At 64.4% G+C, this 24,064-nt stretch carries 20 protein-coding genes; 7 read left to right on the forward strand and 13 right to left on the reverse strand.

Annotated elements, in window-relative coordinates; all coding sequences use genetic code 11:
* Together RY1_RS11400 and RY1_RS11405 are read right to left on the reverse strand one after the other, a co-directional pair.
* Positions 1-1,971, reverse strand: coding sequence for a glycosyltransferase (locus tag RY1_RS11400; RefSeq protein ID WP_072803651.1), 1,971 nt, complete (start codon positions 1,969-1,971; stop codon positions 1-3).
* Positions 1,968-3,698 (reverse strand): flippase, encoded by a 1,731-nt coding sequence (locus tag RY1_RS11405; protein ID WP_245819601.1) that lies wholly within the window; start codon positions 3,696-3,698, stop codon positions 1,968-1,970. Before RY1_RS11405 ends, RY1_RS11400 begins: the two co-directional genes overlap by 4 nt.
* Positions 3,699-3,799: 101 nt before the next feature.
* Here RY1_RS11405 and RY1_RS11410 point away from each other — a divergent pair, with 101 nt between their 5' ends.
* Complete coding sequence (locus RY1_RS11410) at positions 3,800-4,867, forward strand: glycosyltransferase family 4 protein (protein ID WP_072803652.1); 1,068 nt, start codon at positions 3,800-3,802, stop codon at positions 4,865-4,867.
* Here RY1_RS11410 and RY1_RS11415 read toward each other — a convergent pair.
* Both RY1_RS11415 and RY1_RS11420 read right to left on the reverse strand, forming a co-directional pair.
* On the reverse strand, positions 4,827-5,708 hold the full coding sequence (locus RY1_RS11415; protein WP_072803653.1) for a WecB/TagA/CpsF family glycosyltransferase: 882 nt from the start codon (positions 5,706-5,708) through the stop codon (positions 4,827-4,829). The two genes, RY1_RS11410 and RY1_RS11415, sit on opposite strands and share 41 nt — an antisense overlap.
* On the reverse strand, positions 5,705-6,403 hold the full coding sequence (locus RY1_RS11420) for a GNAT family N-acetyltransferase (RefSeq protein WP_139279810.1): 699 nt from the start codon (positions 6,401-6,403) through the stop codon (positions 5,705-5,707). Before RY1_RS11420 ends, RY1_RS11415 begins: the two co-directional genes overlap by 4 nt.
* 117 nt (positions 6,404-6,520) lie before the next feature.
* On the opposite strand from RY1_RS11420, the gene RY1_RS11425 reads away from it, so the two are divergent.
* Together RY1_RS11425 and RY1_RS11430 are read left to right on the forward strand one after the other, a co-directional pair.
* A complete protein-coding gene (locus RY1_RS11425; RefSeq protein WP_072803655.1) occupies positions 6,521-7,720 on the forward strand; it encodes a hypothetical protein in 1,200 nt (399 codons plus the stop codon).
* Positions 7,717-9,138, forward strand: a complete 1,422-nt coding sequence (locus tag RY1_RS11430; protein ID WP_072803656.1) for an O-antigen ligase family protein — start codon at positions 7,717-7,719, stop codon at positions 9,136-9,138. Before RY1_RS11425 ends, RY1_RS11430 begins: the two co-directional genes overlap by 4 nt.
* Here RY1_RS11430 and RY1_RS11435 read toward each other — a convergent pair.
* Positions 9,077-10,441, reverse strand: a complete 1,365-nt coding sequence (locus RY1_RS11435) for a glutamate-1-semialdehyde 2,1-aminomutase (RefSeq protein ID WP_072803770.1) — start codon at positions 10,439-10,441, stop codon at positions 9,077-9,079. The genes RY1_RS11430 and RY1_RS11435 overlap by 62 nt on opposite strands.
* Entirely contained in the window at positions 10,438-11,499 is a 1,062-nt protein-coding gene (locus tag RY1_RS11440) for a Rossmann-fold NAD(P)-binding domain-containing protein (protein ID WP_245819602.1), read from the reverse strand. Before RY1_RS11440 ends, RY1_RS11435 begins: the two co-directional genes overlap by 4 nt.
* A 95-nt stretch (positions 11,500-11,594) precedes the next feature.
* Between RY1_RS11440 and RY1_RS11445 the strand changes: the two genes are divergently transcribed.
* On the forward strand, positions 11,595-12,149 hold the full coding sequence (locus RY1_RS11445) for a dTDP-4-dehydrorhamnose 3,5-epimerase family protein (RefSeq protein ID WP_072803658.1): 555 nt from the start codon (positions 11,595-11,597) through the stop codon (positions 12,147-12,149).
* Positions 12,150-12,167: 18 nt separating this feature from the next.
* Here the strand turns inward: RY1_RS11445 and RY1_RS11450 are convergent, their stop codons facing one another.
* From RY1_RS11450 to RY1_RS11465, 4 genes are read right to left on the reverse strand one after another with little or no spacing between them, the layout of a single operon-like run.
* The gene (locus RY1_RS11450; RefSeq protein ID WP_072803659.1) at positions 12,168-13,199 is read right to left on the reverse strand and encodes an NAD-dependent epimerase/dehydratase family protein; all 1,032 of its coding nucleotides are present in this window, start codon (positions 13,197-13,199) and stop codon (positions 12,168-12,170) included.
* Positions 13,200-13,202: 3 nt separating this feature from the next.
* Positions 13,203-13,853, reverse strand: a complete 651-nt coding sequence (locus RY1_RS11455; RefSeq protein ID WP_072803660.1) for a PIG-L deacetylase family protein — start codon at positions 13,851-13,853, stop codon at positions 13,203-13,205.
* Entirely contained in the window at positions 13,850-14,668 is an 819-nt protein-coding gene (locus RY1_RS11460; RefSeq protein WP_072803661.1) for a glycosyltransferase family protein, read from the reverse strand. The genes RY1_RS11455 and RY1_RS11460 overlap by 4 nt, the downstream gene beginning before the upstream one ends.
* Before the next feature lies 1 nt (position 14,669).
* Positions 14,670-15,959 carry a class I SAM-dependent methyltransferase gene (locus tag RY1_RS11465; RefSeq protein WP_072803662.1) on the reverse strand — a complete coding sequence of 430 codons (1,290 nt, stop codon included), beginning with the start codon at positions 15,957-15,959 and terminating at the stop codon, positions 14,670-14,672.
* Between the two features lie 366 nt (positions 15,960-16,325).
* Between RY1_RS11465 and RY1_RS11470 the strand changes: the two genes are divergently transcribed.
* Together RY1_RS11470 and RY1_RS11475 are read left to right on the forward strand one after the other, a co-directional pair.
* The gene (locus tag RY1_RS11470) at positions 16,326-17,795 is read left to right on the forward strand and encodes a sugar transferase (RefSeq protein ID WP_072803663.1); all 1,470 of its coding nucleotides are present in this window, start codon (positions 16,326-16,328) and stop codon (positions 17,793-17,795) included.
* 109 nt (positions 17,796-17,904) lie between these two features.
* Positions 17,905-19,503, forward strand: a complete 1,599-nt coding sequence (locus RY1_RS11475; RefSeq protein ID WP_072803664.1) for an Hsp70 family protein — start codon at positions 17,905-17,907, stop codon at positions 19,501-19,503.
* A gap of 6 nt (positions 19,504-19,509) precedes the next feature.
* Here the strand turns inward: RY1_RS11475 and RY1_RS11480 are convergent, their stop codons facing one another.
* Positions 19,510-20,034: an Lrp/AsnC family transcriptional regulator gene (locus RY1_RS11480; RefSeq protein WP_072803665.1), complete on the reverse strand. Its 525-nt coding sequence runs from the start codon at positions 20,032-20,034 to the stop codon at positions 19,510-19,512.
* A 99-nt stretch (positions 20,035-20,133) separates the two neighbouring features.
* On the opposite strand from RY1_RS11480, the gene ald reads away from it, so the two are divergent.
* The gene (gene ald / locus RY1_RS11485; protein ID WP_072803666.1) at positions 20,134-21,195 is read left to right on the forward strand and encodes an alanine dehydrogenase; all 1,062 of its coding nucleotides are present in this window, start codon (positions 20,134-20,136) and stop codon (positions 21,193-21,195) included.
* An 8-nt stretch (positions 21,196-21,203) separates the two neighbouring features.
* On the opposite strand, the gene RY1_RS11490 is transcribed toward ald, so the two are convergent.
* Both RY1_RS11490 and RY1_RS11495 read right to left on the reverse strand, forming a co-directional pair.
* The gene (locus RY1_RS11490; protein WP_072803667.1) at positions 21,204-22,490 is read right to left on the reverse strand and encodes a YibE/F family protein; all 1,287 of its coding nucleotides are present in this window, start codon (positions 22,488-22,490) and stop codon (positions 21,204-21,206) included.
* 233 nt (positions 22,491-22,723) lie between these two features.
* A complete protein-coding gene (locus RY1_RS11495) occupies positions 22,724-24,058 on the reverse strand; it encodes a pyridoxal phosphate-dependent aminotransferase (protein ID WP_371829466.1) in 1,335 nt (444 codons plus the stop codon).
* Positions 24,059-24,064 lie beyond the last annotated feature (6 nt).

Genomic DNA, 24,064 nt, shown 5'->3' on the forward strand with positions numbered 1-24,064 from the left:
TCATCGCGTGCCCTGGGGCATCACCGAATCGAACGAGTGCTCGTACGCATCGGCCATGGATTCGATGGTGTACTCGGTGCGCATACGGTCGTAACCCGCGAGACCGAGATTCGGCCACGTCGAGGGGTCGCCGAGGAGTTCGGCCAGTGTGTTGCGCCACGCGTCCACGGTGATCGGTTCGACGAGCCGTCCCGAATTGCCGTGATCGAGCATGTCGGGCACCGCGCACACTGCCGAGGCGACGACCGGAATACGCCGCGCCATCGCCTCGAGGATGACCATGGGGAAGGCCTCCGAACGGCTGGGGACGCACAGCAGATCGCAGTCCGCCAATGCCTGATCGGGGCCGGGAGACCAACCGCGCCATTTGATTCGGCCTGCGAGATCGCTCGGGGTGAGTGCTTCCAGGCGCGCACGGTCCGGTCCGTCGCCGTAGATCGACAACTCCCACGGAAGATGGCGTAGGCCGTCGAGAGCCTCGACGAGCAGGTGTGGATTCTTGTGCTCGAGAATGCGCGAGAGCATGACCAGATGCGGTACGTCCGATATCGGGCGCCGGGGTTGCGCGTCGGGGAGCGTGCGTCCCGACACGACACCGTTGGGGGCGACGAACATCGTGTCGCCGAGGTGCTGATGTGCCGTCGCTTCGGCCCAGTGGCTGGGGGAGAGGGCGATGAAGCCGTCGGCTCGCGTCATGGCTCGGGCCAGCGGGCGTGAGTACGTGGCAGCCGCGGGCTCCGGCGGAATATGCGCTGCCACCAACCACTTTCGGTGCGATCCTGCCGCACGCCACAGCGTCGAGAAGCCGACTTCGGTGTTGGTGTCACCGCTGACGACGATCGCGTTCTCGTGGGCGGTGTCGATCATCGGTGCCCACCACGGCTGGCGCACCACGCGAACGGAATGAGGTATCTCGGCCACCAGCGGGCCGAAGCGTTGCATCGCGGCGATCGTCACGTCGTACCCGCGTCTCTGCAGTTCGGTTGCGAGCAGTACGTGATGTCGTTCGGCTCCGCCGTAGACCAGACGATTGATGGTGAAGACTATCGAGGGTTTCGTCGAGCTCCTGGTGCGTCGCCGAGCTGCCCGCCGCGAGCGTTGCACCCGATCGAGGATCGACGTGCCCGCCAGGTACAGGTCGGCGCTGTGCACGGTGCGTCGGTGCTCGAGCCCCAGAGCGACGTTGGCTCGCAACAACTCTGCCGACCGTGAGGTGCCGGAATCGTCGCCCGCGACGGTGCCCGCTCCCGAATGCGCGATGCTCGTCTCGTCGGCGAGGCGCACGGTCCAACCGGCCGACCGCGCGCGCTGCTGCCAGTCGAATTCCTCGCCGTACAGGAAGAACTCCTCGTCGAACGGACCGACCGAGTTCCAGGCGTCCCGGTGGATCGCCAGGCACGCCCCGGTCAGATAACCGTCCACCTCGTCCGGTGCGGATGCGTACAGATCGGACAGCGGTGTCCCGCGCAGCGCCTCGGAATAACCGGCCTTGGACACCAACGACCGCACGACACCGGAACTACGATGTGCCACATCCCAGGTGCGGTGACGACCGGTGCGCTCGGAGTGAAACCTGTCACCGTTGGGGACGACCATCGGCGCTGCGGCAGCCACACCGTCTTCGCTCAACAGGGCGAGTGTGCGGTCCAGCGGAGCGAACAGTTCCGCATCGGGGTTGAGCAACAACAGGTGATCCTCCGGCGCTTCGGAGGCCAGCGCATTGACCGCCGCTGCGAACCCCTTGTTGGAACCGTCTCCGAACCACCGGGTTTCGGGGTGAGCTCGGCGCACCTCGTCCATACCGGGGTAGTCGGGTCCTGAGTTGTCCCAGACCAGAACCTGCATGTCGGACAGGATCTTCTCGACCGAGTCGAGACACGTGGCGAGCTGTTCCGGGCTTCGGTAGGCGACGATCAGCACACTCACCGATCGGGGCTGGGTCGTAGTCGTCTCGGAATTCGGCCGGGTCACTGCGTGGTCCTTCCATGGTCGGTCGCCTGAGGCAATGGTTCTGCCGGTTCGTCCGGCTCTTCCGGCTCGTCGCCCGAGTCCAACATCGTCTTGAGCGTCGAGATCTTCGCCGGGCCGAAGACGAGATTGGCCACCGCGTACACGACGACTGCGATCACTCCGGAGATCACCAGCGGCAGGTCGTGCGCGAAGTAGACGGCAACCCCGGTGGCGGTGAGGGGGACGAGTGCCTTGACCATGTAGCGATACGGCGTTCTGTACGGGCTCTTACGATGCAGTCGCCACGTGACGACGACAAGCCCGCTGAATTCGGCGAACAGCAGTGCGGCGCTTGCTCCGACCGCGCCGAAGCTCGGAATCAGCACGATGTTCAGTGCGATGTTCACCGCCAGATTGACGACGTTGAGTCGCAGCAGGAACACCTGGTCGTGTGCGGCGAACAGGGCCTGACTGAGCACACCGTTCATGAATGTGACCGTCACTGCGACGAACAGCAGAGCCAGGGCGGGCTTTCCGTCCGAGACGAACTCGTCGGAGCCCATCGTTGCGACGATCGGACCGGCGAGCATGACGCCGACGAGACCGATCGGAAGTGCGACGAGCGAGAGTGTTTCGACGCTCTTCTCGACGAATTCGGCAAAACCCTTCTTGTCGACGGCAAATCGACGCGTCATCGACGACAGTGTCGAGGACAGGAAGAACTGCGAGATCACCGACGTCGTGAAGGCAACGGTGTAGGCGAGGCCGTACACACCGACTTGCTCCGGTGAGCTCAACAAGCTGAGCAGCACCGCGTCGGCGCGCCAGTACAGAACGCCGATTATCAGAACACCGGTTTGTGGAAGGCTTTCCACGACAAGGCTCAGGCTCTCGCGCCACGAGAAGATGGGCCAGAACGGAATCATCCGGCCTGCCGCCCAGAACTGCACCAGCAGTTGCACCACGAGTGGAACGACCTGTGCGATGGCGAACCAGACCAGGGGTGCGTCGATCTGGATCATCACCAATGTGGCGCCGAGCGACGCCATCCTACCGACGAGATCGGAGACCGCCACTGCCGTGAAGTCGACCTTGGTGACGAAGATCGGTTGTACGCAGGTCAATACCGTCGAGACCGTCAGTGACGTCGACAGGATGATGAGCATCGATTTGACCTCCGGTTCTCCCTGATAGATCAGGAGTCCCGAGGCCATGGTGATCAAAGACAGTGGTACACAGTAGACCAGCGACAATCCGGTGTTGACCCGGATGAGACGTTCGAGATCGGCGGTGCCCGACGTGACGCGTCGGACGATGACCGAACCGATGCCGAGCTCGGTGAAGCTCGTCCACAGACCGACGAACACGATCGCAGTGGTCAAGTGCCCGTACGACGTAGGGCCCAGGTGACGCGTGGTGATGGCGACGGTGAAGACCGAGGCCAACATTCCGAGTACACGGAAGATCAGCTGTGTGCTGAACGCCTTGACGATTCTGCCGGTGGAAACCTCGTCACTGTCACCGCTGCCGCTGCCGTTGTCGCTGCTGTTGTCGGTGGTGTCGGCGGTGGTGTTGTCGGGGTGAGGCGGCGGTGTTCGGTCGACGAGAGGTCTGTCGACTATTCGATCGAATCGTATGGTGGATTGTTCCGGGAACTGCCAGAATGCCTCTCGTGCGGCCATTTCCTGCGCACGCGCCGTGGGGTCACGACGTACCGTGGCTTCCGGCAGGTGGTAGGCGAGCTTCATGTCGCCACCCGTTCCAGAGTCGATCGCCCCGCAGCGGAAGGTAGGCTTCCGGCGTTGCGGTGTTCGATCGAGTCCGATATCGGGGAGAGGACGTTTCGAGCATGCGGGCTCATGTTCCGCTGGCGGGGATGCTGTCGGCGACGCAGTGGCGACGACGGTACGACGCTGGAGAAGTTCCTGACGCGACGCCGTACGGGTTGCACAAACTCGCCGAGAGCGGTGTCGAGACCACGTTCGGTACAGCCGATCTCGGACGGGTTCAGTCCAGAATCGGCGCGTCCGTCCGGTATCGGGTGGACGGTCTCGAACTCGTGGAGGCGCTGGGGGAACGTAAGGCGTTCACGACGGCGAACACCGACGCCGTGCTCTGTTACGACGAACGCACCGGCATTCCCGCCGCGTTGCTCGCCGAAACGTCGCGCAGCTACGCACCCGTCGTATCCGGTATCGGTTGGATCACACACAGATCCGCCCCCTACCCGAAATGGGACCGGCTGTTCGCGCATGCTCTGTCGAAGACTCCTGCGCTCTGGTCGCAGTGTCGCCCGGTCCTGGACACGCTTCACCGCGAGTGGGGAATCGAGCGTTCCAGACTCCACTTCGTTCCTCTCGGGATCGACACGGACTTCTACACTCTGCAGACCGAGGCGCCTGTCCCCGGCCGCATCATGAGTGCGGGCGAGGATCGCTTCCGCGACCACGATCTCCTCGTCGACGCCGTCGCCGCAGTTCGGCGTTCCGTACCCGAGGCGCACCTCGAACTCGCGACGGGGCTTCCCGTCGACGTCCCGGCCGATCTCGGCACGGTACACACCGAGCGTCTCGACGGGCGAATGCGATGTCTCTATCAGCGCGCGAGTGTCGTCGCTCTCGCGCTTCGGCCGACGATCTCCGGCTCGGGTCTCACTGTCGTTCTCGAGGCCATGGCGAGCGGAAGACCGGTCGTGGTGACCGACAACCCCGGCATGGCCGACTACGTCGAGGACGGAGTGACCGGCGTTCTCGTGCCCGGCGGTGACGCAGACGCGCTGGCAGATGCCATCGCAGCCCTGCTCACCGATCCGGAACGAGCCGCGGCGATGGGTCATGCCGCGGCGGCGCGGGTGCGATCGCAGTTCACGTCGAGCGTCATGGCAAGCCACCTAGCGCAGATTGTTCGGTCGGTGTAGCGATCTCGGGCCGGCCGAGCAGGGGCGAATTCACGGATGGTTCGATGTGAGCTTTCTGAAGCTGCATCAAAGCACGGGGGCCTTCGAGAAGGTACCGACGTGACAAACGTCTCGGCTCGGTGAGCAACCGGTAGAACCATTCCAGCCCGTTCTGCTGGAAGAAGTCAGGCGCGCGTTGCGATTCGCCTGCGAGGAAGTCCGCTGCGGCGCCGAATGCGAGCAGCACACGGGCTCCGGTCGCGGCCCCGTAGTTCTCGATCCACAGCTCCTGCCGCGGCTTGCCGAGACCGACCACCAACACGTCGACCGACGAGGCGGAAATCTGAGCAGCGATCCACGAGGACTGCACGGGATCGGCGAGCTCGGCGGCGTCGGGTGACCAGAAGCCCGCCACCTCGAGATCCGGGTGGCTGCGCCGCAACACGAACCGCAGACGCTCGTGCATGCGCGAAGTTCCGCCGAGGAAGCCGACGGTGTGGCCGTTGGCCGCTGCCACGTCGATGATGCTCGGCAGCAGATCGGACCCGGTCACGCGTTCCCACGATCGGCCCGTCAGCTTCTCCGCCTGGTTGACGATCGGAGCACCGTCGGCGAGGAAGGCCCAGTGCAGATCGACACGGTCGGTGTCGATGTGGTTCTTCGCGTCGACACCGCCGCGGAAGTGGTGGATGTGATCGAGGTTGACCGAGCCCAATGCGAGAGGTGCATGGCCGGGCTCGGACAGCCGGCGCAACACCGCGTCCAACACGTCCTCGAAAGTGCACAGCTCCACGGGGGTGCCGTTGGTGACCATGCGCGTGGCCGTGAGCGGTTCACGGTCGTTGTGGCGGTCGATGCTCATGGGGTCCCAATCAGTTCTTGGAGGCGGATGCGGTTGCGATGGGTGTTCTCGCAGACCCACAGGTGGTGGTCGGTGGGCTGCCCTGCGTAATCCCGCTGGCGGCGGAGAGTGGCGGTTCGTTCGAATCCGGCGAGTGCGAGCCCCTTGGCGGGGCGAGGGTTGTCGACGGACACCGGAGCGATGACCCACCGCAGTGGGACGGTCCGGGTGAAGGCTCTGAGTGCGACGACATGACCGGCCCAGCCGGTCACCTCGGATCGGTGAATGCTCGGCGTGCACCAGATGCTCAGTTCGCCGGCGTTGGACAACCCGTCGACGCGCGAAATGTTCACCTCGCCGGCAACCGTGGTGCCGGAGTGTGACGCTTCGAACAGCAGATGGGGGTAGGAAAGACCGCGCTTGGACAGGCGTCGGTCGTTCAGATACTTCTCGATCCACGCAGACGGAGTGTTGAGCTCGTGCCACGTCCGAGCCGCTTCACCGAAGGCAGGTGCAAGAAAACTGCCGTGCAGAAGGCGCGTTGCGCGCCACTGTTCGAAGTCTCCGAAACGGGGGACGCGGATGGTGAATCTGCTGGTACCGAAGGTGCGGGTAGTGAAATCTGGATGGAAGGCCTCTGCTTCTGCGATGTGTTCGTGGATCCCCGACTGTCTAATCCCGACCAAAGGTTTGTTTTGGACGTGGTTAACGGTCATGACGACAGAATACAGCCACAGTGGCCTACTGCGTATCCCGATCGTGGGGCAAATACAGTCACGGACTGGTATCAATGAGTATGTAACATTCCACAATCTCGATCCGAAAGCAGAAATGTGAACGTCGACGAATTGGTGAAAGCAACACTGCGGCGAAGGGTGGCATGCCTCGTCGTAGTGCTGTGTGCTCTGGCCGCAGGCGCGTACGGAGCCATGTCGTCGACGGAGTCGTACGAGTCCTCGGCCGTCGCAGTGGTCTATCCGCCGGGCGCAGGCGACATCGACGCCAAGCTCAACCCGTTCGTCAACTTGAACGACAACATGAGCCAGCTCGCTGCCGTGACTGCGACGATGCTCCAATCATCCGCTGCTGCAGCGCTTGTGGAGGAAGCAGGAGCGTCGCCCGAGTACACCGTGACCTCGACGCTCGGCGATACGGCGTCCGCTCTTCGGCTGTCGCCGCAGCTGCTGATCACCACCAACGGGCCCACTCCCGAGGCCGCGCAGGCGGGGGCACAGGCCTTGCTCGACTACTCGTCCGTCGCGCTCGCCGAGCTTCAGGTTCAGACGGGTGTGCGACCCAACACCGAAGCATCCATCACTGCCGCGGTGATGCCCGGACCGGGCAGCCTCGTGCCCACCAGCCCGCTGCGAGCAGCCGGTTCCTACGGCCTCGCCGTGCTGGTGGTCGGGCTGCTCGGGATCGTGATCTTCGGAACACTTCTCGACAGGCGGCGTGAGCGTACGTCGGTGGCTCCCGATGCCGAGCAGAAGGCGCAGACGCCCGCCGAGACACCTGTGGAGAGCGTCGAACCGACTGAGTCTGCCGCTCGACCGTCTGTGATCGAGCACAAAGAGCCCGAAACAGCAGAGCCCGACACTGCAGAACCCGAAGCTGCTGAGCAGACCCACTGGACCATTCCGGAGTTCGCAGACTTCCCTGCCCCTGAAGAGCCTGCCCCTGAAGAGCCTGAGCCTGAAGAGCTTGCGCCTGAAGAGCCTGAGGCGAAGGAGGCTACGACGCAGCGTGATCGCGTGCTGGTCCGGCCGCCGGAGCGGATTCATTCGGCCAGCGCGCCGAAGCCGCCGGATTCGTCGAAGCGCGAGAGTTTCGATCCGTTCAACGTGGCACCGCCGAAGGACCCCCGCCCGGTGGAGCATGCACCGCGCAGTGCGCACGGCACCGCGCCTGCGCGCGAGATCGAGCAGGATATCGACGACTACTACGGCGTCGAAGAGCGGGTACATGTGCCCATGCGCCCCCAGCATCACGATTATCCTCGGTCGGCTGTCACCGGTGGAGGACCACGCAGGTGACCGTGGTGTTCCTGGGACGGCGTTTCGATCTCGATCCGCGCGCCGTCTCCTTCGGGACGGTGGTTCTTCTCGTCGCGGTTGTCCTTCTGCTCGGTATGCGTCAATCGTTCACCGTTCCAGGGGCGCTCGGGTTGAGCCCGGCGTCGTTGATCCTCTTCGGATGCGGCCTTTTGTGGGTGCTCACCCGAATCGTCGGTCAGCGATCTCGCGCCGATCTCGGATTGCTGTCGGCCGCAGTGGTTCTCTACGCCACCGCCAGTCTGGTGTCGTTCGGTTCGTTGTCGTCGCGGCCCACCGACTCCGCGATCGTGGCGAGTTCGCAGACCAACCTGATCACCGAGTTCGCGTTGGTCGCCGCCTTCTTCTTCGTCGTCACCGTCGTTCGAACGCGCACGGCCCTCGAATGGGTCGCCAAGGCCCTGATCATCGGCGGCGCCATCAGTGCGATGTTCGCCATCGTTCAGTACGGCACCGGTATCGACGTCGCCGCGATGCTCAAGCCGCCCCTGCTCAAGGATCACGGATCGGTGCTGAGCGAAGCCCTCATGCGTGAAGGATTCGCGCGTCCGCAGGGGAGTGCGGGCCATCCACTCGAGCTGAGCGCCGTGCTGACAGTTCTGGTCCCCGTTGCGCTCGGGGTCGTGTACTCCGCTCGGGCGCGTGGGCGTCGGTCGTGGCACTGGACACTCGTCGCGGTGATTCTCGTCGGTGGTGCGGCGTTGACCCTGTCGCGCTCGGCAGTCGTGGGACTCGGTGTCGCAGTGTTGTTCATGGCGTGGAAGTGGCCGGTGCGCCGGGTGCTGACGCTCGTTGCCGTCGTCGCCGTGCCGTTGATCGTTGCCTACGTCACCGACTCGAAGCTGCTCAACGCCTTCATTCAGGTGTTCGCCACGAGCGGTACCGACTCGTCGCTGCAGTCTCGCGACAACGGTCGCGACTACGTGGTGGAACACTTCGCCGATCACCTGTGGTTCGGCGAGGGCACCGCGACGTATTCGGCTCGCGGAAATCCGGTGTTGGACAATCAGTATCTGGGCCGGCTGATGGAGACGGGTGTGTTCGGCCTGCTGACCTTCGTATTGCTTCTGGCGACCGCGCTGGGATTCGCAGTCGTGGCGTCGCGGCGATTCTCCGAACGCGCGCGCCGCGCATCCGACAGCCGCAGTGACATCGGCATGTTCGAGCTGACACGAGGTATCGCGGGTGCTCTTGCCGCCACAGCCGTGATCGCGTTGATTCTCGACGTGTCCGGCTTTGCGCAGATCTGGTTGCTGATGTGGATTCTCGTCGCGCTCGCGGGCTCGGCGTTCTACATCGTCCGGTCCGAGGACCGCGAGGATGCTGTCTCGCAGTCCATCACGGTTCGCGACGAGGATGAGCAGTCGACCGCAGTGCGGGAGCCACAGGGCGTCCTCTGAGCAGACCGTCGGTGGTGCCCGCCTCGATCGCTTTGCGGTAGACGATCATCGCCGCCTCGCACGCAGCGATGGTGTGCTCCACGTCCGCTTCGGTATGTGCCGCCGAGATCACGAAGGACTGTCCGAGGACACCACGCGTCAGCAATTCCTGCAGGAACAGCGTCCGAAATGCCTGCGACGGAACGCCGTCGGCGTCGCGAGTGACGAACACCTCGCACGACGGCCTGCCCACCACCGTCACGAAGTCGGACAGGCCTGCGCGTCGGGAAGCGTCGTTCACGCCGTCGGCGAGCGCTTGCCCTCGCGATTCCATGACGGCGACAGGATCCTGCGTACGGTAGGTGGCGAAGACTGCTTTCATCGCGGCAAGGGAGGTGGTCTCGGGGCCGTACGTCGTCGACATCAGGAACGTGCGCGGGAGATCGGTGCGTAGACCGCCGCGTTCCATGTATTCCCGACGGCCGGCCAACGCGGACACCGCGAATCCGTTGCCCATTGCCTTCCCCCACGACGACAGGTCGGGGGTGACCCCGTACACCGATTGCGCGCCCCCGGCGGCCCAGCGGAATCCGGTGATGATCTCGTCGAAGACGAGCAGAGTTCCGGCGCTGTCGCACAGGGCACGTACGCCTTCGAGGAATCCCGGTTCCGGCTCCGCGGTTCCGGTCGCCGCTTCCATCACCACACACGCGATCCGGCCGTGATTCGACTCGAAAACAGCGCGCAGCGAATCCAGATCGTTGTACGAGAAGGACACTGTCAGATCGCGATACGCCGCGGGAATGCCCGCGTTCATCTCGGTGGTGCCGATGAACCAGTCGTCGGTGGAGAAGAACGGCTGCCTGCACACCGCGACGAGATCTCTGCCGGTCACCGCTCGGGCGAGTTTCACCGCAGCCGACGTCGCGTCCGAGCCGTTCTTGCCGAACTTGACCATCTCTGCGGTCGGGACGAGGTCGAGAAAGGACTCGGCGACCTCTGCTTCGAGCAACGTCGGCCTGCTGAAGTTGTGGCCGCGCCGGGCCGCGTCGGCGACGGCGTCGACGACGGGGGCGAACGCGTGGCCCAATGTCACCGAACGTAGACCCATCCCGTACTCGACGTAACAGTTGCCGTCGACATCCCACACGTGGGCTGCCTCGCCTGCGTCGAGTACCGGTGCCATGCCGTCCGGGTACTGGTCCGAGCCGCGGGCATAGGTGTGGGCGCCGCCGGGGATGACGTCGTGGAGCCGTGCTTGCGCTTCGATGGACTTCGCGAATCCGCGATGGCCGTCGAGGGAAGGTGCCTGGGTGCCCCTCATCGAGTTCCTTCCCGAATGTCCGTGCCGTGCAGCCACCATCGGCCGTGTAGCTCGGGCATCGACCTGTCGAGTTCGTCCAGCAGATCAGGGAGCGTCAGGAGTACGACGTCTGGGTTCGCCGCGGTCAGTGCGGCGGGGGAGATGATCGGAATGTCGGTGCCCGGCATTCGTCTGCCTTGTTTGGACGGGGATGCGTCGGCAACACCGCCGAGCAGCGACCGCGTGATCCCTGCCAATGCGAGCAGTGCCACCGCCCGCGACGCAGCGCCATAGGCGTACACCGTCTTTCCCGCGTCCCGGAGGTCGGCAAGGGAACCACGCAGCATCGTCCTGTCGTCGTCCGCTGCGGAGTGCAACGTGCCCACCGCCGCCGCGTCGTCGATGCCGAGTGAGCGCTCGTGGTCGAGGATGGTCGTGACCGAGGAGTCCGGCGAGCCGGATCGTGTGGCGGCCACCAGAATCGTTCCGCCGTAGAGCTCGAAGGTCCATGCCGACCGCGGCACCAGCCCGGCGCCGCGCAACAACGCCGTCAGCGACGTCAGGGAATAGTAGGCAAAGTGTCCGTGGCGCAGCGCGTTCCACTGACCTTCACCCACGATGGCGGTCAACGAGTGGAACTGGATCAGCAGCACACCGTCGGCAGTCAACGCGGCGGCGCGGGCGGCGAACGCTGCCTTCTGATCAGGGTCGTGCATGATGCCGAAACAGTCGAGCACCACATCGGCAGGCTCGCTGTCGAGTTCACGGAAGCCTCGATCGGACAGGAGCGGAACCCATGTACCGCCGTGGGGGCTGCCGAACTCACGGACGGTACGCCCGCGCAACCATCCGGCACGCGCGACGGTGTCGACGGCATCCGCGGCCTGATCGGTCAACGCTTTCGGTTCGATTCCGCGCGGCTCGTCGGCGACGGTGTCGTCGTCCGACAGTTGCGCCAGCGCGCATTCGGTGCACAGCGACATCGCGAGGCGATGACGCGCGTCGGGGTCCGTGTTCGTTGGGTCGTGGATCGGAAAGTGATCTGCCGCTGGGACCGATCCCAGATCCAACACGGTCACGAGTGCGCTCGCCCCGCAGCCGCGGCACCGGCCCGCGGTCACGACGATCTCACGGACGACGTGACGCGGACCGAGAAATCGGACATGATCGAGGAATGCGAGTCGACACCAGTGACATCGAGGGCGTTCTGCTCTTCGTACCCGAACCGTTCCGAGACGAACGTGGCTTTTTCACCAGAACGTTCGACACCGAGATCTTCGATCGCGCGGTGCAGGGATCCGACGTGTCGTCCTCGAGCTTCACCCAGGATTCGCAGTCGCGCTCGATTCGCGGAACGATTCGCGGAATGCACGGCCGACTCGGCCGCGGCGAAGCGAAACTCGTCCGGTGTGCGCACGGCGCGGTACTCGACGTCGTCGTGGATACGCGACCCACGTCGCCGACGTTCGGCGAGGTGCGTACGTTCACGCTGGACGACACCGCATTCACGCATCTGTTCATCCCGCCGGGGCTTCTGCACGGCTTCCAGGCTCTGACCGACACCGCCGACGTGTGCTATCGAATCGACCGACCGCACGATCCGACCGAGGACATCGGTGTCGCATACGACGACCCGACGCTCGCGATCGAGTGGCCGCTCGAGCCGACGGCCGTGAGTTCGCGTGATCGCAACGCCGGGACGTGGAAGGACGCCGTGCAGCGGTTCTGACACGCCGAACATCGGTGATCAGACCTTCGCGTCGACGAACCGCATCGCGGCGTCGATGCGACCCGACTCCTGCAGTTCCTTCAACTTGTTCAGGCGCGTGAACTGCCCGGTGAAAGCGTCACGCGTCAGTCCGGCGGCGGTGTACTCGCGATACAACTCGCGGGCACCGTCGAGAATGCTCCAGCGTGCCTCGAAACCCGGTAGCGCTGCGCGTATCGCCGAGAAGTCGACGCGGTACGAGCGAGGGTCCGCGCCGTGCTCACCGGTGATGCGCAGCGTCGAGTCGGGAACGGTCTGCACCACGGCGTCGGCGACCTCGGCGACGGTGACGTTGTTGGACTCGATTCCGACGTTGAATGCGCGGGTGTGGATGCGCTCGACCGGCGCGGCAAGCGATTCGACGAACGCCGACGCGATGTCCTGCGCATGCACGAGCGGACGCCACGGCGTGCCGTCGGAGAGCACGAGGACCTCACCCGACAGAACCGCGTGCCCTACGAGGTTGTTCAGCACGATGTCGGCGCGCAGGCGAGGGGAGAATCCGAACGCTGTTGCGTTGCGCAGGAATACGGGGCTGAAATGGTCGTCGGCCATCGCGGCGACGTCGTCCTCGACACGGACCTTGCTCTCGGCGTACGGCGTCAGGGGACGCAGCGGTGCGTCCTCGGTGACGAGGTCCTCGCCTGCCGAACCGTACACCGAGCACGTCGACGCGTAGAGGAAGCGGGCGACGCCTGCCTCCTTCGCCAGGCGTGCCAGCCGAACCGAGGCGAAATGATTGATGTCGTAGGTGATCTCAGGAGCCAGAGCGCCGAGAGGATCGTTGGACAGGGCCGCGAGATGTACGACGGCGTCGAAGCCGGTCAAGTGCTCGACGGTGACGTCGCGAAGATCGACCGCCAGTGTTTCGGGGTCGTGGACAGGTTGTCCGAGAACGCAGTCCGCGAACAGGCCCGAATCCAGACCTGCGACGGAATGACCTGCTTGGACGAGGGCGGGGACCATCACGGTGCCCAGGTAGCCTTGATGTCCGGTGACCAGTACTCGCATCAGTCAAACTCCTACGAAATCGATGACGGTTTTCTCGACGACGAATGCCTCGGCATACCGCGACTTGCATTGGACTCCGCGGACGCGGCTGAGGCCGAGAAATGCGTCGGCGTCGAACCAATCCTTGTCGACCTGAGACGGGTACGACGCGTGCAGCAAGTCGACCTTCTCCTGTGCCACCGTTGCCGAGAGTGGGTGGTAGAAAGTGGGTGTCGGCAGATCGGACTCCCACTTGAGGATCTCGTATCCGAGTATCGAGTGATCTCTGAACTCGGACGGAGCCAGGCTCGCCAGTTGGCGGTGGTCCTGGTGAGCGTCGTGTCGTTGGGGCGCGAAGACGATGTCGGGTTCACACGTTCGACGGAACGCGGCCAACGTGTCCTTGGCTTCGGCCCAGTACCCGGGCGAGCGGCCGTCGGGGATGTCGGTGACGGTCAGGTGCACGTCGGCGCCGGGCAGGAACGCCGCCAGTGCGGCCTTCTCCTCGACTTCACGTTCACTTCCGCTTCCGGTGAGAACGAGCGCGTGCACCGTCAGTCCGGGGTTCGCCCTGGCGAGGGTCAGCAGTGTGCCGCCTGCCCCGATGGCGATGTCGTCGCAGTGCGCTGCCAGAAGGGCGATCTGCTCGACGCGGCCTGGACCGAGTGGCTTCACGGAACCGGAACCAGGCCGGACGGCTCGGACTCGGACTCGGGGTGCTTGTCCCACACCATCCATGGGCGGATGCCCTTGTAATAGTTGGCATCGAGCTCGGCGCGTTCCTTGAACGTGTCGGCGGGCTTCCAGAATCCCTCGTGCTGGTATCCGAGGAGGCGACCCTGGCCTGCAAGTGTGCCGCAGGCATCCTCGACGAGATCGCCGTTCGGCGGGATGAGGTCGAAGACTTCCTGCGAGAGTGTGAAGTATCCGCCGTTCTCCCAGATGGGGAACTCGCTGACCGGCGTGATCTGCTTGACCTCGCCGTTGGCCGCGACGTCGATGCAGTGGAAGGACGACTGCGGCGGAACCGCCAGAAGTGAAGCAGCAGAACCGGAATCGATCGTGCGAGCGATCATGTCGTCGATCGGCGCGTCGGTGAGTGTGTCGGCGTAGTTGGCGAGGAAGTACTTGTCGCCGCCGAGGTACTTGCGGACACGACGCAGGCGCTCGCCGATCGGCGACTCGAGCCCGGTGTCGACGAAGGTGATGGTCCAGTCCGCGATGTCGGAGTCGAGAAGCTCGACCGAATCACCGCGCAACACGAAGTCGTTGGACTCGGTTTCCTTGTAATCGAGGAAGTACTGCTTGATCTGCTCGCCGCCGTAGCCGAGGCACAGGATGAACTCCTTGTGCCCGTAGTGCGCGTAGTAGCGCATGACGTGCCAGAGCAGCGGCCGTGGGCCGACCAGCTGCATCGGTTTGGGCAGAGTGTCCCCGCCGTCGTTGCGCATACGCATCCCGTATCCGCCGCAGAAAAGTACAACCTTCATGTCAGTGCTCCTGGGTCGGTGTCGACGTGTGCAGGGTGGGAAGGGGATAGACGATCTGGCCGCCCCATTCGTGGACGTAATCCAATTGAGCGGTGATCTCGGTTTCGAGGTTCCACGGCAGAACCAGGATCACGTCGGGACGATCCGCGGCGATCCTGTCCGGGTGATGAATGGGGATTCGCGTTCCTGGAGTGAACTTTCCGTGCTTGTACGGATTGCGGTCGACCGTGTACGCGAGAAGATCGGGTCGAATTCCGCAGAAGTTCAGCAGTGTGTTGCCCTTGCCCGGCGCGCCGTAGCCGACGACGGTCTTCCCGTCCTTCTTGCAGTCCAGCAGGAACGACAGCAGATTCTGACGTACGGTCTCCGAGCGAGACTGCAGATCGAGGTAGCCGGCCGGCTCGTGCAGTCCCGCAGCACGTTCGGCCGCGATGATCTCCTCGACGGCGGCAGTGGGTGTCGCGCCTGCCTCGATCGGACGTGCCCACAATCGGATCGAACCGCCGTGAGTTCCGAGAAGTTCGACATCGGTCAGCTGTAAACCTGCAGTGGCCAACGCATTTCGTGCGGCGAGAACGGTGTAGTACTGGAAGTGCTCGTGGTAGATGGTGTCGAACTGAGCGTGCGTGACCAGTTCCATCGCGTGATGGACCTCGATGCTCAGCGTGCCGTGATCACTCAGGAGAACTCGCAGTGCCCTGGTGAATCCGAGCAGATCGGGGATATGGGCGTACACGTTGTTCGCGACGACCAGATCTGCCGGTCCGTGCTCGGCACGGACTTCGCGTGCCGAGGACTCCGTGAGAAACGCAGTCAAGGTGGGCACGCCACGTTCGACGGCTGCACGGCCGACGTTGACCGACGGCTCGATGCCCAGGCATGGGATTCCCCGCGCAACGGCGTGTTGGAGCAGGTACCCGTCGTTGCTTGCGACTTCGACGACGAACGACGACGAATCGAGCGACAGCCGGTCCGAGGTCTCGTCGACGAAGCGTCGTGCGTGCTCGACCCAGCTGGTCGAGTACGACGAGAAGTAGGCGTACTCGACGAATGTCTCCTCGGGAGTGATCAGCCCTGGAATCTGGAGAAGGAGGCAGTTCTCGCACAGCCGCAGGTGCAGAGGGTAGGTCTGTTCGGCGTCGTCGAGTTCGGTGGCCGAGAGGAACTTCTCGCACGGAGGGGTTGCACCGAGATCGAGAACGCTCAGTAGTTCGGTGTTGCCGCACAGTCGGCAGAGCGTGGTGCTGTTCTCGCCCACGACCGAGGCGGTTTCCGGGTGTGTCAGATCCATGCAGTGCTTCCTTCACGTGGACTCGATGTGTGCCGAGTCGATTGCGCCGAACCGTGTGAGCGACCGTGTACAGAGGACAGCCCCGGACTGTCGTACCATTGCCTGCTACCGACCATCAATATAGTCGAGTGGTCTGTTTTGTGCGAAATCGGGGATATCCGGTCCGTCGAACGGACGCCAGAGTACTTGAAACCGACGCAGAACTCGAGACAGTTACTCTAAACAATCTACAAGTATGTATTTTCTGCTATTGTCGCTGTGCAACGCCGCAAGCGCTGCAGCGGCCGCGTCGGGGGCGGTCGGCGGGGCCCCGGGCACACGGCGGTCCTCGCTTGTCTCAGTCGCTCTCGATGGAAGGCCAAGCCCTTGACCAGCATCGACAGGGAGCTCAGAGCCCCGTCGGTTCCCGGAAGTCTCCGTGGACGCTCCCGGACGGCGTGGCAGAACCACTATTCCCGTCGTCTTGCCGTCAGCGACACACTCGTGGTGACGGCGTCTCTGCTCGCAGCTCACTTCATCCGTTTCGGTGCCACCGCCGACACCGGGTATCTGCCGGTCACCGCAGCGCTCGTTCTCGGATGGCTCGGCGCGCTCGTCGTCTTCCGTAGTCGTTCGCCTCGTGTCGTCGGGGCAGGACCCGAGGAGTATCGCCTGGTGCTCTCGGCGTCGTTCCGGTTGTTCGGATTGCTCGCATTCGGGAGTCTGCTGCTTCAAATGCCGGTTGCGCGCGGGTATCTCGCAATCGCGTTCCCGCTGGGCACCATCGGGCTGCTCGTGACCCGGCGAGCATGGCGTAAACACCTGGTGCGCGAGCGTCGCCGAGGTCGGTCCGTCACGTCGGTACTGGTCGTCGGATCGACCGATGCCGCCGTCGGCTTGATCGGATCGCTCGAGCGCGACCGGCGTGCCGGCTACCACGTCGTCGGAATTTGTACCCACGATGCTTCCGGCACAGACGATTTCGTGACGGTGAGCGGGCGATCAGTGCCGATACTCGGTGACGAGAACTCGGTGCTCGACGCCGTCCACATCTCCGGAGCGGACACCGTCGCCGTCACCGCAACCGAGCATCTGGGTCCGGTCGGACTTCGGAAACTGCTGTGGGCGCTCGAACCGCACGATGTGGATCTCGTCGTTGCACCTGGCGTCGTCGACACCGCCGCATCGCGCCTCGTGCTGCGTCCCGCCGCCGATCTTCCCCTCATCACGGTCGAGAAGCCGCAATACGACGGCGCGTCCAAATTCGCCAAGTCCGCCTTCGACGTCGTCTTCGCCCTCGGCGCCCTGCTGCTGATGGCGCCGGTGATCGCTGTCATCGCAGTTGCGGTGAAGTGCACCAGCAAGGGGCCGGTGTTTCACCGCTCCGAACGCGTCGGTCTCGACGGCGTGCCGTTCGAGATGATCAAGTTCCGCAGCATGGTCGTCGACGCCGAGGTTCACCTCGAAGCATTGCTCAGCCAGAACGACTCCGACGGTGGCGTGTTGTTCAAGATGCGCGACGATCCCCGCGTGACGACGGTCGGCAAGATCATCAGGCGGCTGAGCCTCGACGAGCTGCCTCAGTTCCTGAACGTTCTCAAGCGGCAGATGAGTGTCGTCGGCCCACGCCCTCCGCTTCGGCGCGAGGTCGACACCTACGACACCGACGTGCGCCGACGGCTGCTCGTGAAGCCGGGCATCACCGGATTGTGGCAGGTCAGCGGCCGGTCGGATCTGTCGTGGGAAGAATCGGTCCGGTTGGATCTGTCCTACGTCGAGAATTGGTCGATGAGTCAGGATCTGTTGATCATCGCGCGAACCATCCGTGCGGTGACGACCAGCGAGGGAGCATATTGAGCGCCGAGTTCGGTAGGTGAGACGCGCAACCGAAGGCGTGTCCGGGTAGCGTGAGCGCAATCGGAGCATCGCTACTGGCTCCGCCGCACTCGAACCCGAAGGTCTGTCGATGACTGTCTTGCTGGGGGTGTCCATGGGCGCCCACGCCGTGCGTATGGCTCTGCCGCGCAACGGTGCGCCCTTCGCACGCGTCGTACCTTCGGATCCCCCGCAGCCGCTGTTCTTCAAGAATCAGGTCATCGATACCGTCGACGACGAGGTCGAGTACCTGGCCGCCGAATCGATCAGCGCAGTCGCCGCCGAGTCGGAGCCGTCGATGGCAACCGGTGTCGCCTACCGGGACGCACGCCAGGCCGACACCCTGCAACGGGCGTTGGACCACCAGCATCTGCAGAACTACCACCTCGTCCACGAGGTCGAAGCCGTCATCGAATATCTGATCGCCAGTGGTGAGGCCGCCGGGCACTCCACGGTTGCGCTCTACGACCTCGGCAGCTCCGGTCTGAACGTCAGTGTCGTCGATCTCGAAGCGCGTCGGGTCATCACATCGAGCCGGAGCACCGAGTTCAGCGGCGACTTGTTCGACGACGTCCTGCGCGACAATCAGCTCGCCCGTCTCGGCAAGCCCGCGGACGACTCGGACATCGAGCTGTTCGAGCGTCGCTGCCGCGTCGCGAAGGAGCGGCTCTCGACCAACGACGCGGTCTGCCTTCCCGACGCGAGCGGGATGATCCTGCTGTCGAGGGACAGTTTCGAATCTCTCATCACCGATGCGGTCGACGGGTCGATCGAGTTCGCGCGCAACGTTCTCATCGGCGCCCATGTGCCGATCGACGCGGTTGTGCTCATCGGCGGTGGTTCGCGCATTCCACTCGTCCGCTCGCGTGTCGGAAATTCGCTCGACCTGCCTGCGTTGACGCCCAATGAGCCGGAGTCGGTCGCGGCGCGCGGAGCGGCGCTGTCGGCGCGGGTAGTGGACCGCTACCCCGTGCCCGCCTTCGCGAGCGCACTGTCGGCCCAAGCTCCTGTGACTCAGGCTCCTGCTGTGAAGCAAGCGCCGCCGAGGCCGACGGATGCAACGCCGACCATCTCGATCGCGCGGGAGGATCTGCCGCGTGCTTCGCCGCCGCCGGCAGTCCAGCCGCCGCCAGAGCCCGAGCCGAAGACCGATGAGTCGCCGACGCACTTCGCGTTGTCCAACGTCTACTGGCTCGACGCCGACTACGAGGACGAAGACGGCGAAAACGACGACGAGCGCAAGCGCCGGCTCGTTCGTACCTGGTCGGTGGTCGGCGTTGCCGCAGCTGCCGTCGTCGCGGCTGCCGGCTTCTTGTTCACTCAGGGCGGCTCCGACGTCGCACCGGCATCGGTGACCGAGACACAGACCCAGACTCAGGCGCCCGCGACCACTCCCAGTGTTGCTGCAGCGACGACGCCGCCTCCTGCCGCACCGGCCGCACCCGTTGTGCCCGTCGTACCGCCGCCTGCCGTCGTCACCACCACCGAGGCGCCTGCTCCCGTGCCCGAGGTCGTCGTGCCGCAGCCGGAACCCGAGACTCAGGAAGTGCCGACGCAGCAGGCGCCCGTGGTTCAGCCGCCGGCCCCGGCGCCGGCTCCTCCGCCGCCTCCCGCTCCTGCACCGTTGATCCCCGGTTTGCCGGACTTCACGCTGCCGACGTTGCCACCGCTGTTCCCGCCTGCGCCCTGACTCCGATCAGGGCCGTGCTGCGCTGCTCCGCGGCCGCACATGTTCGAAGATCAGGATCGTCTCGGTGGCAGCGACAGCGGGATGCGCGCTGAGGTTGTCGACGACGAAATCACGCAACGCCGCCGTATCCACCGTCGAGACGTGGATCAGGAAGTCGTCGGCGCCAGCGATGAAGTAGATGTTCGACGTCTCCTTCAACGCGGCGATCTGCTCGCCGAAATCGCTGATCCGGCGTCGGGCATCGGCTTGAAGGCGCACCGAGATCATCGCCTGGATGCCCTGGCCGAGCGCTTCGGGATCGATTTCGGCGTGGAATCCGAGAATCACTCCTCGCTCGACGAGCGAACGCACTCGTCCGAGAGCAGTGGACGGCGCGATACCGGCCGCGGCGGCGAGCGCGTTGTTGGGCGTACGGGCGTCGCGGCGGAGCTCGTCGATCAGAATGTGGTCGATTTCGTCGAGCATCGGGCGTCGAACATCATTCGATGTCCGGGGGCCTCGCGCACCCGTAAATGAATTTTCTGTGCTCATATTTGTAATCTACAGAATCTTGTTCACATCTGTTGCTGATATTTCTTCCGATAATTCATAGTTGGGACAATCCGTCGAACCCCAGCTCAGGAGGAAACAATGAAAATCGGAATTCCACGCGAGATCAAGAACCACGAGTACCGGGTGGCGATCACTCCGGCAGGCGTGCACGAACTGGTCTCGCGTGGACACGAAGTGATCATCGAAACCGAGGCGGGCGTGGGCTCCTCGTTCTCCGATGCCGATTTCAAGGCCGCTGGCGCACAGATTCTCACCGATGCGAACGCTGTCTGGGCAGCGGCCGACCTTCTTCTCAAGGTCAAGGAGCCGATCGCCGCGGAGTACTCGCGACTGCGCAAGGGCCAGGTGCTGTTCACCTACCTGCACCTCGCGGCATCGAAGGAATGCACCGACGCGCTGCTGGCGTCCGGTACCACCGCGATCGCGTACGAGACCGTCACCGCACCCGACGGATCGTTGCCCCTCCTGGCGCCGATGAGTGAGGTCGCAGGTCGGCTCGCACCGCAGGTGGGCGCCTATCACATGATGGCGAGCGGCGGCGGACGCGGCGTGTTGATGGGCGGAGCTCCCGGGGTTCGCCCGGCGAACGTCGTCGTGATCGGTGCGGGGGTGTCCGGCAGGAACGCCGTCGCCATCGCCCGCGGAATGCGCGCCGACGTCACGGTCCTCGATCTCGACGTCAGGGCTCTGCGCGCGATCGACGACCTCTACCAGGGTTCGGTCAAGACCGTCGTCTCGAACGCATTCGAGCTCGAGCAAGCTGTCCTCGCTGCGGACATGGTGATCGGCGCAGTCCTCGTTCCGGGCGCGAAGGCTCCGAAGTTGGTGTCCAACAGTCTCGTTCAGCGTATGAAGCCCGGCTCGGTGCTCGTCGACATCGCCATCGATCAGGGCGGTTGCTTCGAGGATTCGCACCCCACCACTCATGCCGACCCGACCTTCCGCGTCCACGAGTCGGTGTTCTACTGCGTGGCGAACATGCCGGGCGCGGTTCCGCGCACCTCCACCTACGGGCTGACCAACGCGACGCTGCCGTACGTGCTCGCGCTCGCGGACAAGGGTTGGGAGGCTGCGGTCGCGGCCGATGCAGGTCTGCGGAACGGCCTGAGCGTCCATGACGGTCTGGCCGTGCGCGCGTAGTCAGGGTGCTACCGCGAGTGCCTTCCGGATTTCCTGGGCGACGGCGGGGCTGTCGCGGTAGCCGGTTCTCTTCCACCGGGCCGCGCCAGCATCGCCGCGATCGCGGTGGTCAACGGCACCGCCAGTGCCAACGCGATACCGCCCACCGAGGACCTGACGATCTCGATGGCGACGGCGTCGCCGGTCAGCACGTCCTGAATCGAGCGGCCCGCAACGCTGAACAGCAGCAGCAGCGGGAGGGCACCGCCCGCGTAGGCGAGCACGAGTGTGTAGACCGTGCTCGCAATGTGATCGCGGCCGACCCTCATCGCCGACGAGAAGATCTGGCGGCGCGTGGTGTGTGTATCGGCCGACGCGATCTCGAACGCCGCCGACGCCTGCGTGATCGTGACGTCGTTCAGCACACCGAGCGATCCGATGATGAATCCGGCCAGCAGTAGACCGGTGATGCTGACATGCTGGATGTAGGCCTGGACGTCGGTGTTCTGCTCCTCCGACAGACCCGTCAAGTGCGTCATTCGAATTGCGATGTAGGACAGCACCGCCGCGAGCAGCATCGAGGTGAGCGTTCCGAGTAGTGCCGAACTGGTCCGCAGGTTCACGCCGTGTGCCAGATAGAGCACGGTGTAGAGGATGATCGAACCGGCGACGAGTGCGACGGGAATGGCGGGTGCGCCGTCGAGTAGTGCAGGCAGCATGAACCCGACGAGCACCGCGAACGCGACGACCAGGCCGATGAGCGCGCGGAAGCCTCGCCACCGCGCGACTATGCAGATCACCACCGCGAACACTCCCACGATGACGGCGAGCGGCAGTCCGCGCGAATAGTCGTTGAACGAGTACTGCGTCGTCCCGGTGGGATCGGTCTGGCGGACCAGCCGGACACTCTCGCCGGTACGTAAATCGGGCTGCCCTGGGCCAGGGACGATTTCGATGAGGGTCTTGGTGCCTGCATTCGGGCCGGAATCGATGGTGACGATGCTGCGCTGGCATTCGTACCCGGCCGAGACCGGTGGCGTCGGGTTACCGGTGAAGACCCGTCCGGCCGACGCACTGCCGCACGCGCCGATGTCCTGCGAGATCACCGTTCCTGCTTCGGACTGAACCGCACCTCCGCCGGACGTCTGAAACGGAAGCGGGATCTCGGCATGCTGCTGACTCGGCCACAGCGCGATCGCGCCTCCGATCACCGCGATTCCGATCGCGACGAGAAGTCCTACGACTATTCGGGCGGCAAGGGGGCTGAGCGGGGCCGGCGTAGTGCTGTGTCCGTGACCATGACCGTGTGACTCCACCGTGCAAGGGTAGGTGGTCTTGGGAGGAGCTCGGTGGCGGGGAGCAGGGGGGGCGTCCCCCGCCACCTTCCTGATCGTCCCGGGGGGATGGGATACGACCAGTGCTCGGGCACAACAAGGTGCCGAAGGCTAATCTACAGACTTCTCGCCGTTTTCGTAACAATAAAAGTATGTTTTTTGCGTCACTTTCAATTACTTTCCTTACTTTCCGGTCGGTTACAGCCGCCGGAACGCTACTGCGTGTACGACGCCAGGAAATTGCCGAAGCGTTCTATCGCCACCGACAGATCACGCGCCCAGGGAAGAGTGACGATGCGTAGATGGTCGTGGCCGGGCCAGTTGAACCCGGTGCCCTGCACGACGAGAATCTTCTCCTGCAGCAACAGATCCTGGACGAGGCGTTCGTCGTCGTAGATCTCGTGCACCTCCGGATCCAGCCGAGGGAACGCATACAGCGCACCTTTCGGCTTGACGCAGGAAACGCCCGGAATCTCGTTGAGCTTCTCCCATGCGACGTCCCGTTGCTCACGCAGGCGGCCACCGGGGAGGATCAGATCCTCGATGCTCTGATGGCCACCGAGCGCAACCTGGATGGCGTGCTGTGCAGGGACATTGGGGCACAAGCGCGTCGACGCGAGAAGATCGATGCCCTCGATGAATCCGGCTGCATGGTCCTTCGGTCCGGTGATCGCGAGCCACCCCGACCGATAGCCGGCCACGCGGTAGGCCTTGGACAACCCGTTGTACGTCAGGCACAACAGATCGGGGGCCAGGCTGGCAACAGAGGTGTGCTTGGCGTCGTCGTACAGGATGCGGTCGTAGATCTCGTCGGCGAGAAGCAGCAGTTGGTGCTTGCGAGCAAGATCGACGATGCCCTGCAGCACCTCGGTCGAGTAGACCGCACCGGTCGGGTTGTTCGGGTTGATCACGAGCAACGCCTTGGTGCGCGGGGTGATCTTCGATTCGATGTCGGCGAGATCAGGATTCCACTCGTTCTCCTCGTCGCACAGGTAGTGCACGGCCTTGCCGCCGGACAGCGTCGTCATCGCCGTCCACAGCGGATAGTCGGGCGCGGGAATCAGCACCTCGTCACCGTCGTCGAGCAGAGCTTGCATCGTCATGGTGATGAGCTCGGAGACACCGTTGCCGAGATAGACGTCGTCGACGTCGAGTTCGGGGAAGCCGGGCTCGAGTTCGTAGCGGGTGACGATGGCACGCCTGGCCGACAGGATGCCCTTCGACTCCGAGTACCCCTGCGCGTAGGGGAGTGCGGCGATCATGTCCCGCACGATGACGTCCGGTGCCTCGAAACCGAACGGCGCGGGATTGCCGATGTTGAGCTTGAGAATGCGATGGCCTTCGGCCTCCAGCCGCGCCGCATGCGCGTGTACCGGTCCGCGGATCTCGTAGAGCACGTTCTGCAGTTTGGTCGACTGCTGCAGCGGGCGGTGTTGACGGCTCTGGTGGATCGTCTGCGGATGGCTCACGCCCCTATCGTGCCAGGTGCGCTGTCGGCGGGGCCAGGCATATTCGGTCGTCCGGCCTCTGTCGGTCCTCGGTGCAACAATCGAGGC

Source organism: Rhodococcus yunnanensis NBRC 103083, from assembly GCF_001895005.1.
GTDB classification, from domain to species: Bacteria; Actinomycetota; Actinomycetes; order Mycobacteriales; family Mycobacteriaceae; genus Rhodococcoides; species Rhodococcoides yunnanense.

What these genes read in the sequence shown, in the direction of transcription:
- RY1_RS11405 (WP_245819601.1), bottom strand. Translation starts at nt 3,698, where the DNA reads ATGAAGCTCGCCTACCACCTGCCGGAAGCCACGGTACGTCGTGACCCC.
- RY1_RS11410 (WP_072803652.1), top strand. Translation starts at nt 3,800, where the DNA reads ATGCGGGCTCATGTTCCGCTGGCGGGGATGCTGTCGGCGACGCAGTGG.
- RY1_RS11415 (WP_072803653.1), bottom strand. Translation starts at nt 5,708, where the DNA reads ATGAGCATCGACCGCCACAACGACCGTGAACCGCTCACGGCCACGCGC.
- RY1_RS11420 (WP_139279810.1), bottom strand. Translation starts at nt 6,403, where the DNA reads ATGACCGTTAACCACGTCCAAAACAAACCTTTGGTCGGGATTAGACAG.
- RY1_RS11435 (WP_072803770.1), bottom strand. Translation starts at nt 10,441, where the DNA reads ATGAGGGGCACCCAGGCACCTTCCCTCGACGGCCATCGCGGATTCGCG.
- RY1_RS11445 (WP_072803658.1), top strand. Translation starts at nt 11,595, where the DNA reads ATGCGAGTCGACACCAGTGACATCGAGGGCGTTCTGCTCTTCGTACCC.
- RY1_RS11450 (WP_072803659.1), bottom strand. Translation starts at nt 13,199, where the DNA reads ATGCGAGTACTGGTCACCGGACATCAAGGCTACCTGGGCACCGTGATG.
- RY1_RS11460 (WP_072803661.1), bottom strand. Translation starts at nt 14,668, where the DNA reads ATGAAGGTTGTACTTTTCTGCGGCGGATACGGGATGCGTATGCGCAAC.
- RY1_RS11465 (WP_072803662.1), bottom strand. Translation starts at nt 15,959, where the DNA reads ATGGATCTGACACACCCGGAAACCGCCTCGGTCGTGGGCGAGAACAGC.
- RY1_RS11475 (WP_072803664.1), top strand. Translation starts at nt 17,905, where the DNA reads ATGACTGTCTTGCTGGGGGTGTCCATGGGCGCCCACGCCGTGCGTATG.
- RY1_RS11480 (WP_072803665.1), bottom strand. Translation starts at nt 20,034, where the DNA reads ATGAGCACAGAAAATTCATTTACGGGTGCGCGAGGCCCCCGGACATCG.
- ald (WP_072803666.1), top strand. Translation starts at nt 20,134, where the DNA reads ATGAAAATCGGAATTCCACGCGAGATCAAGAACCACGAGTACCGGGTG.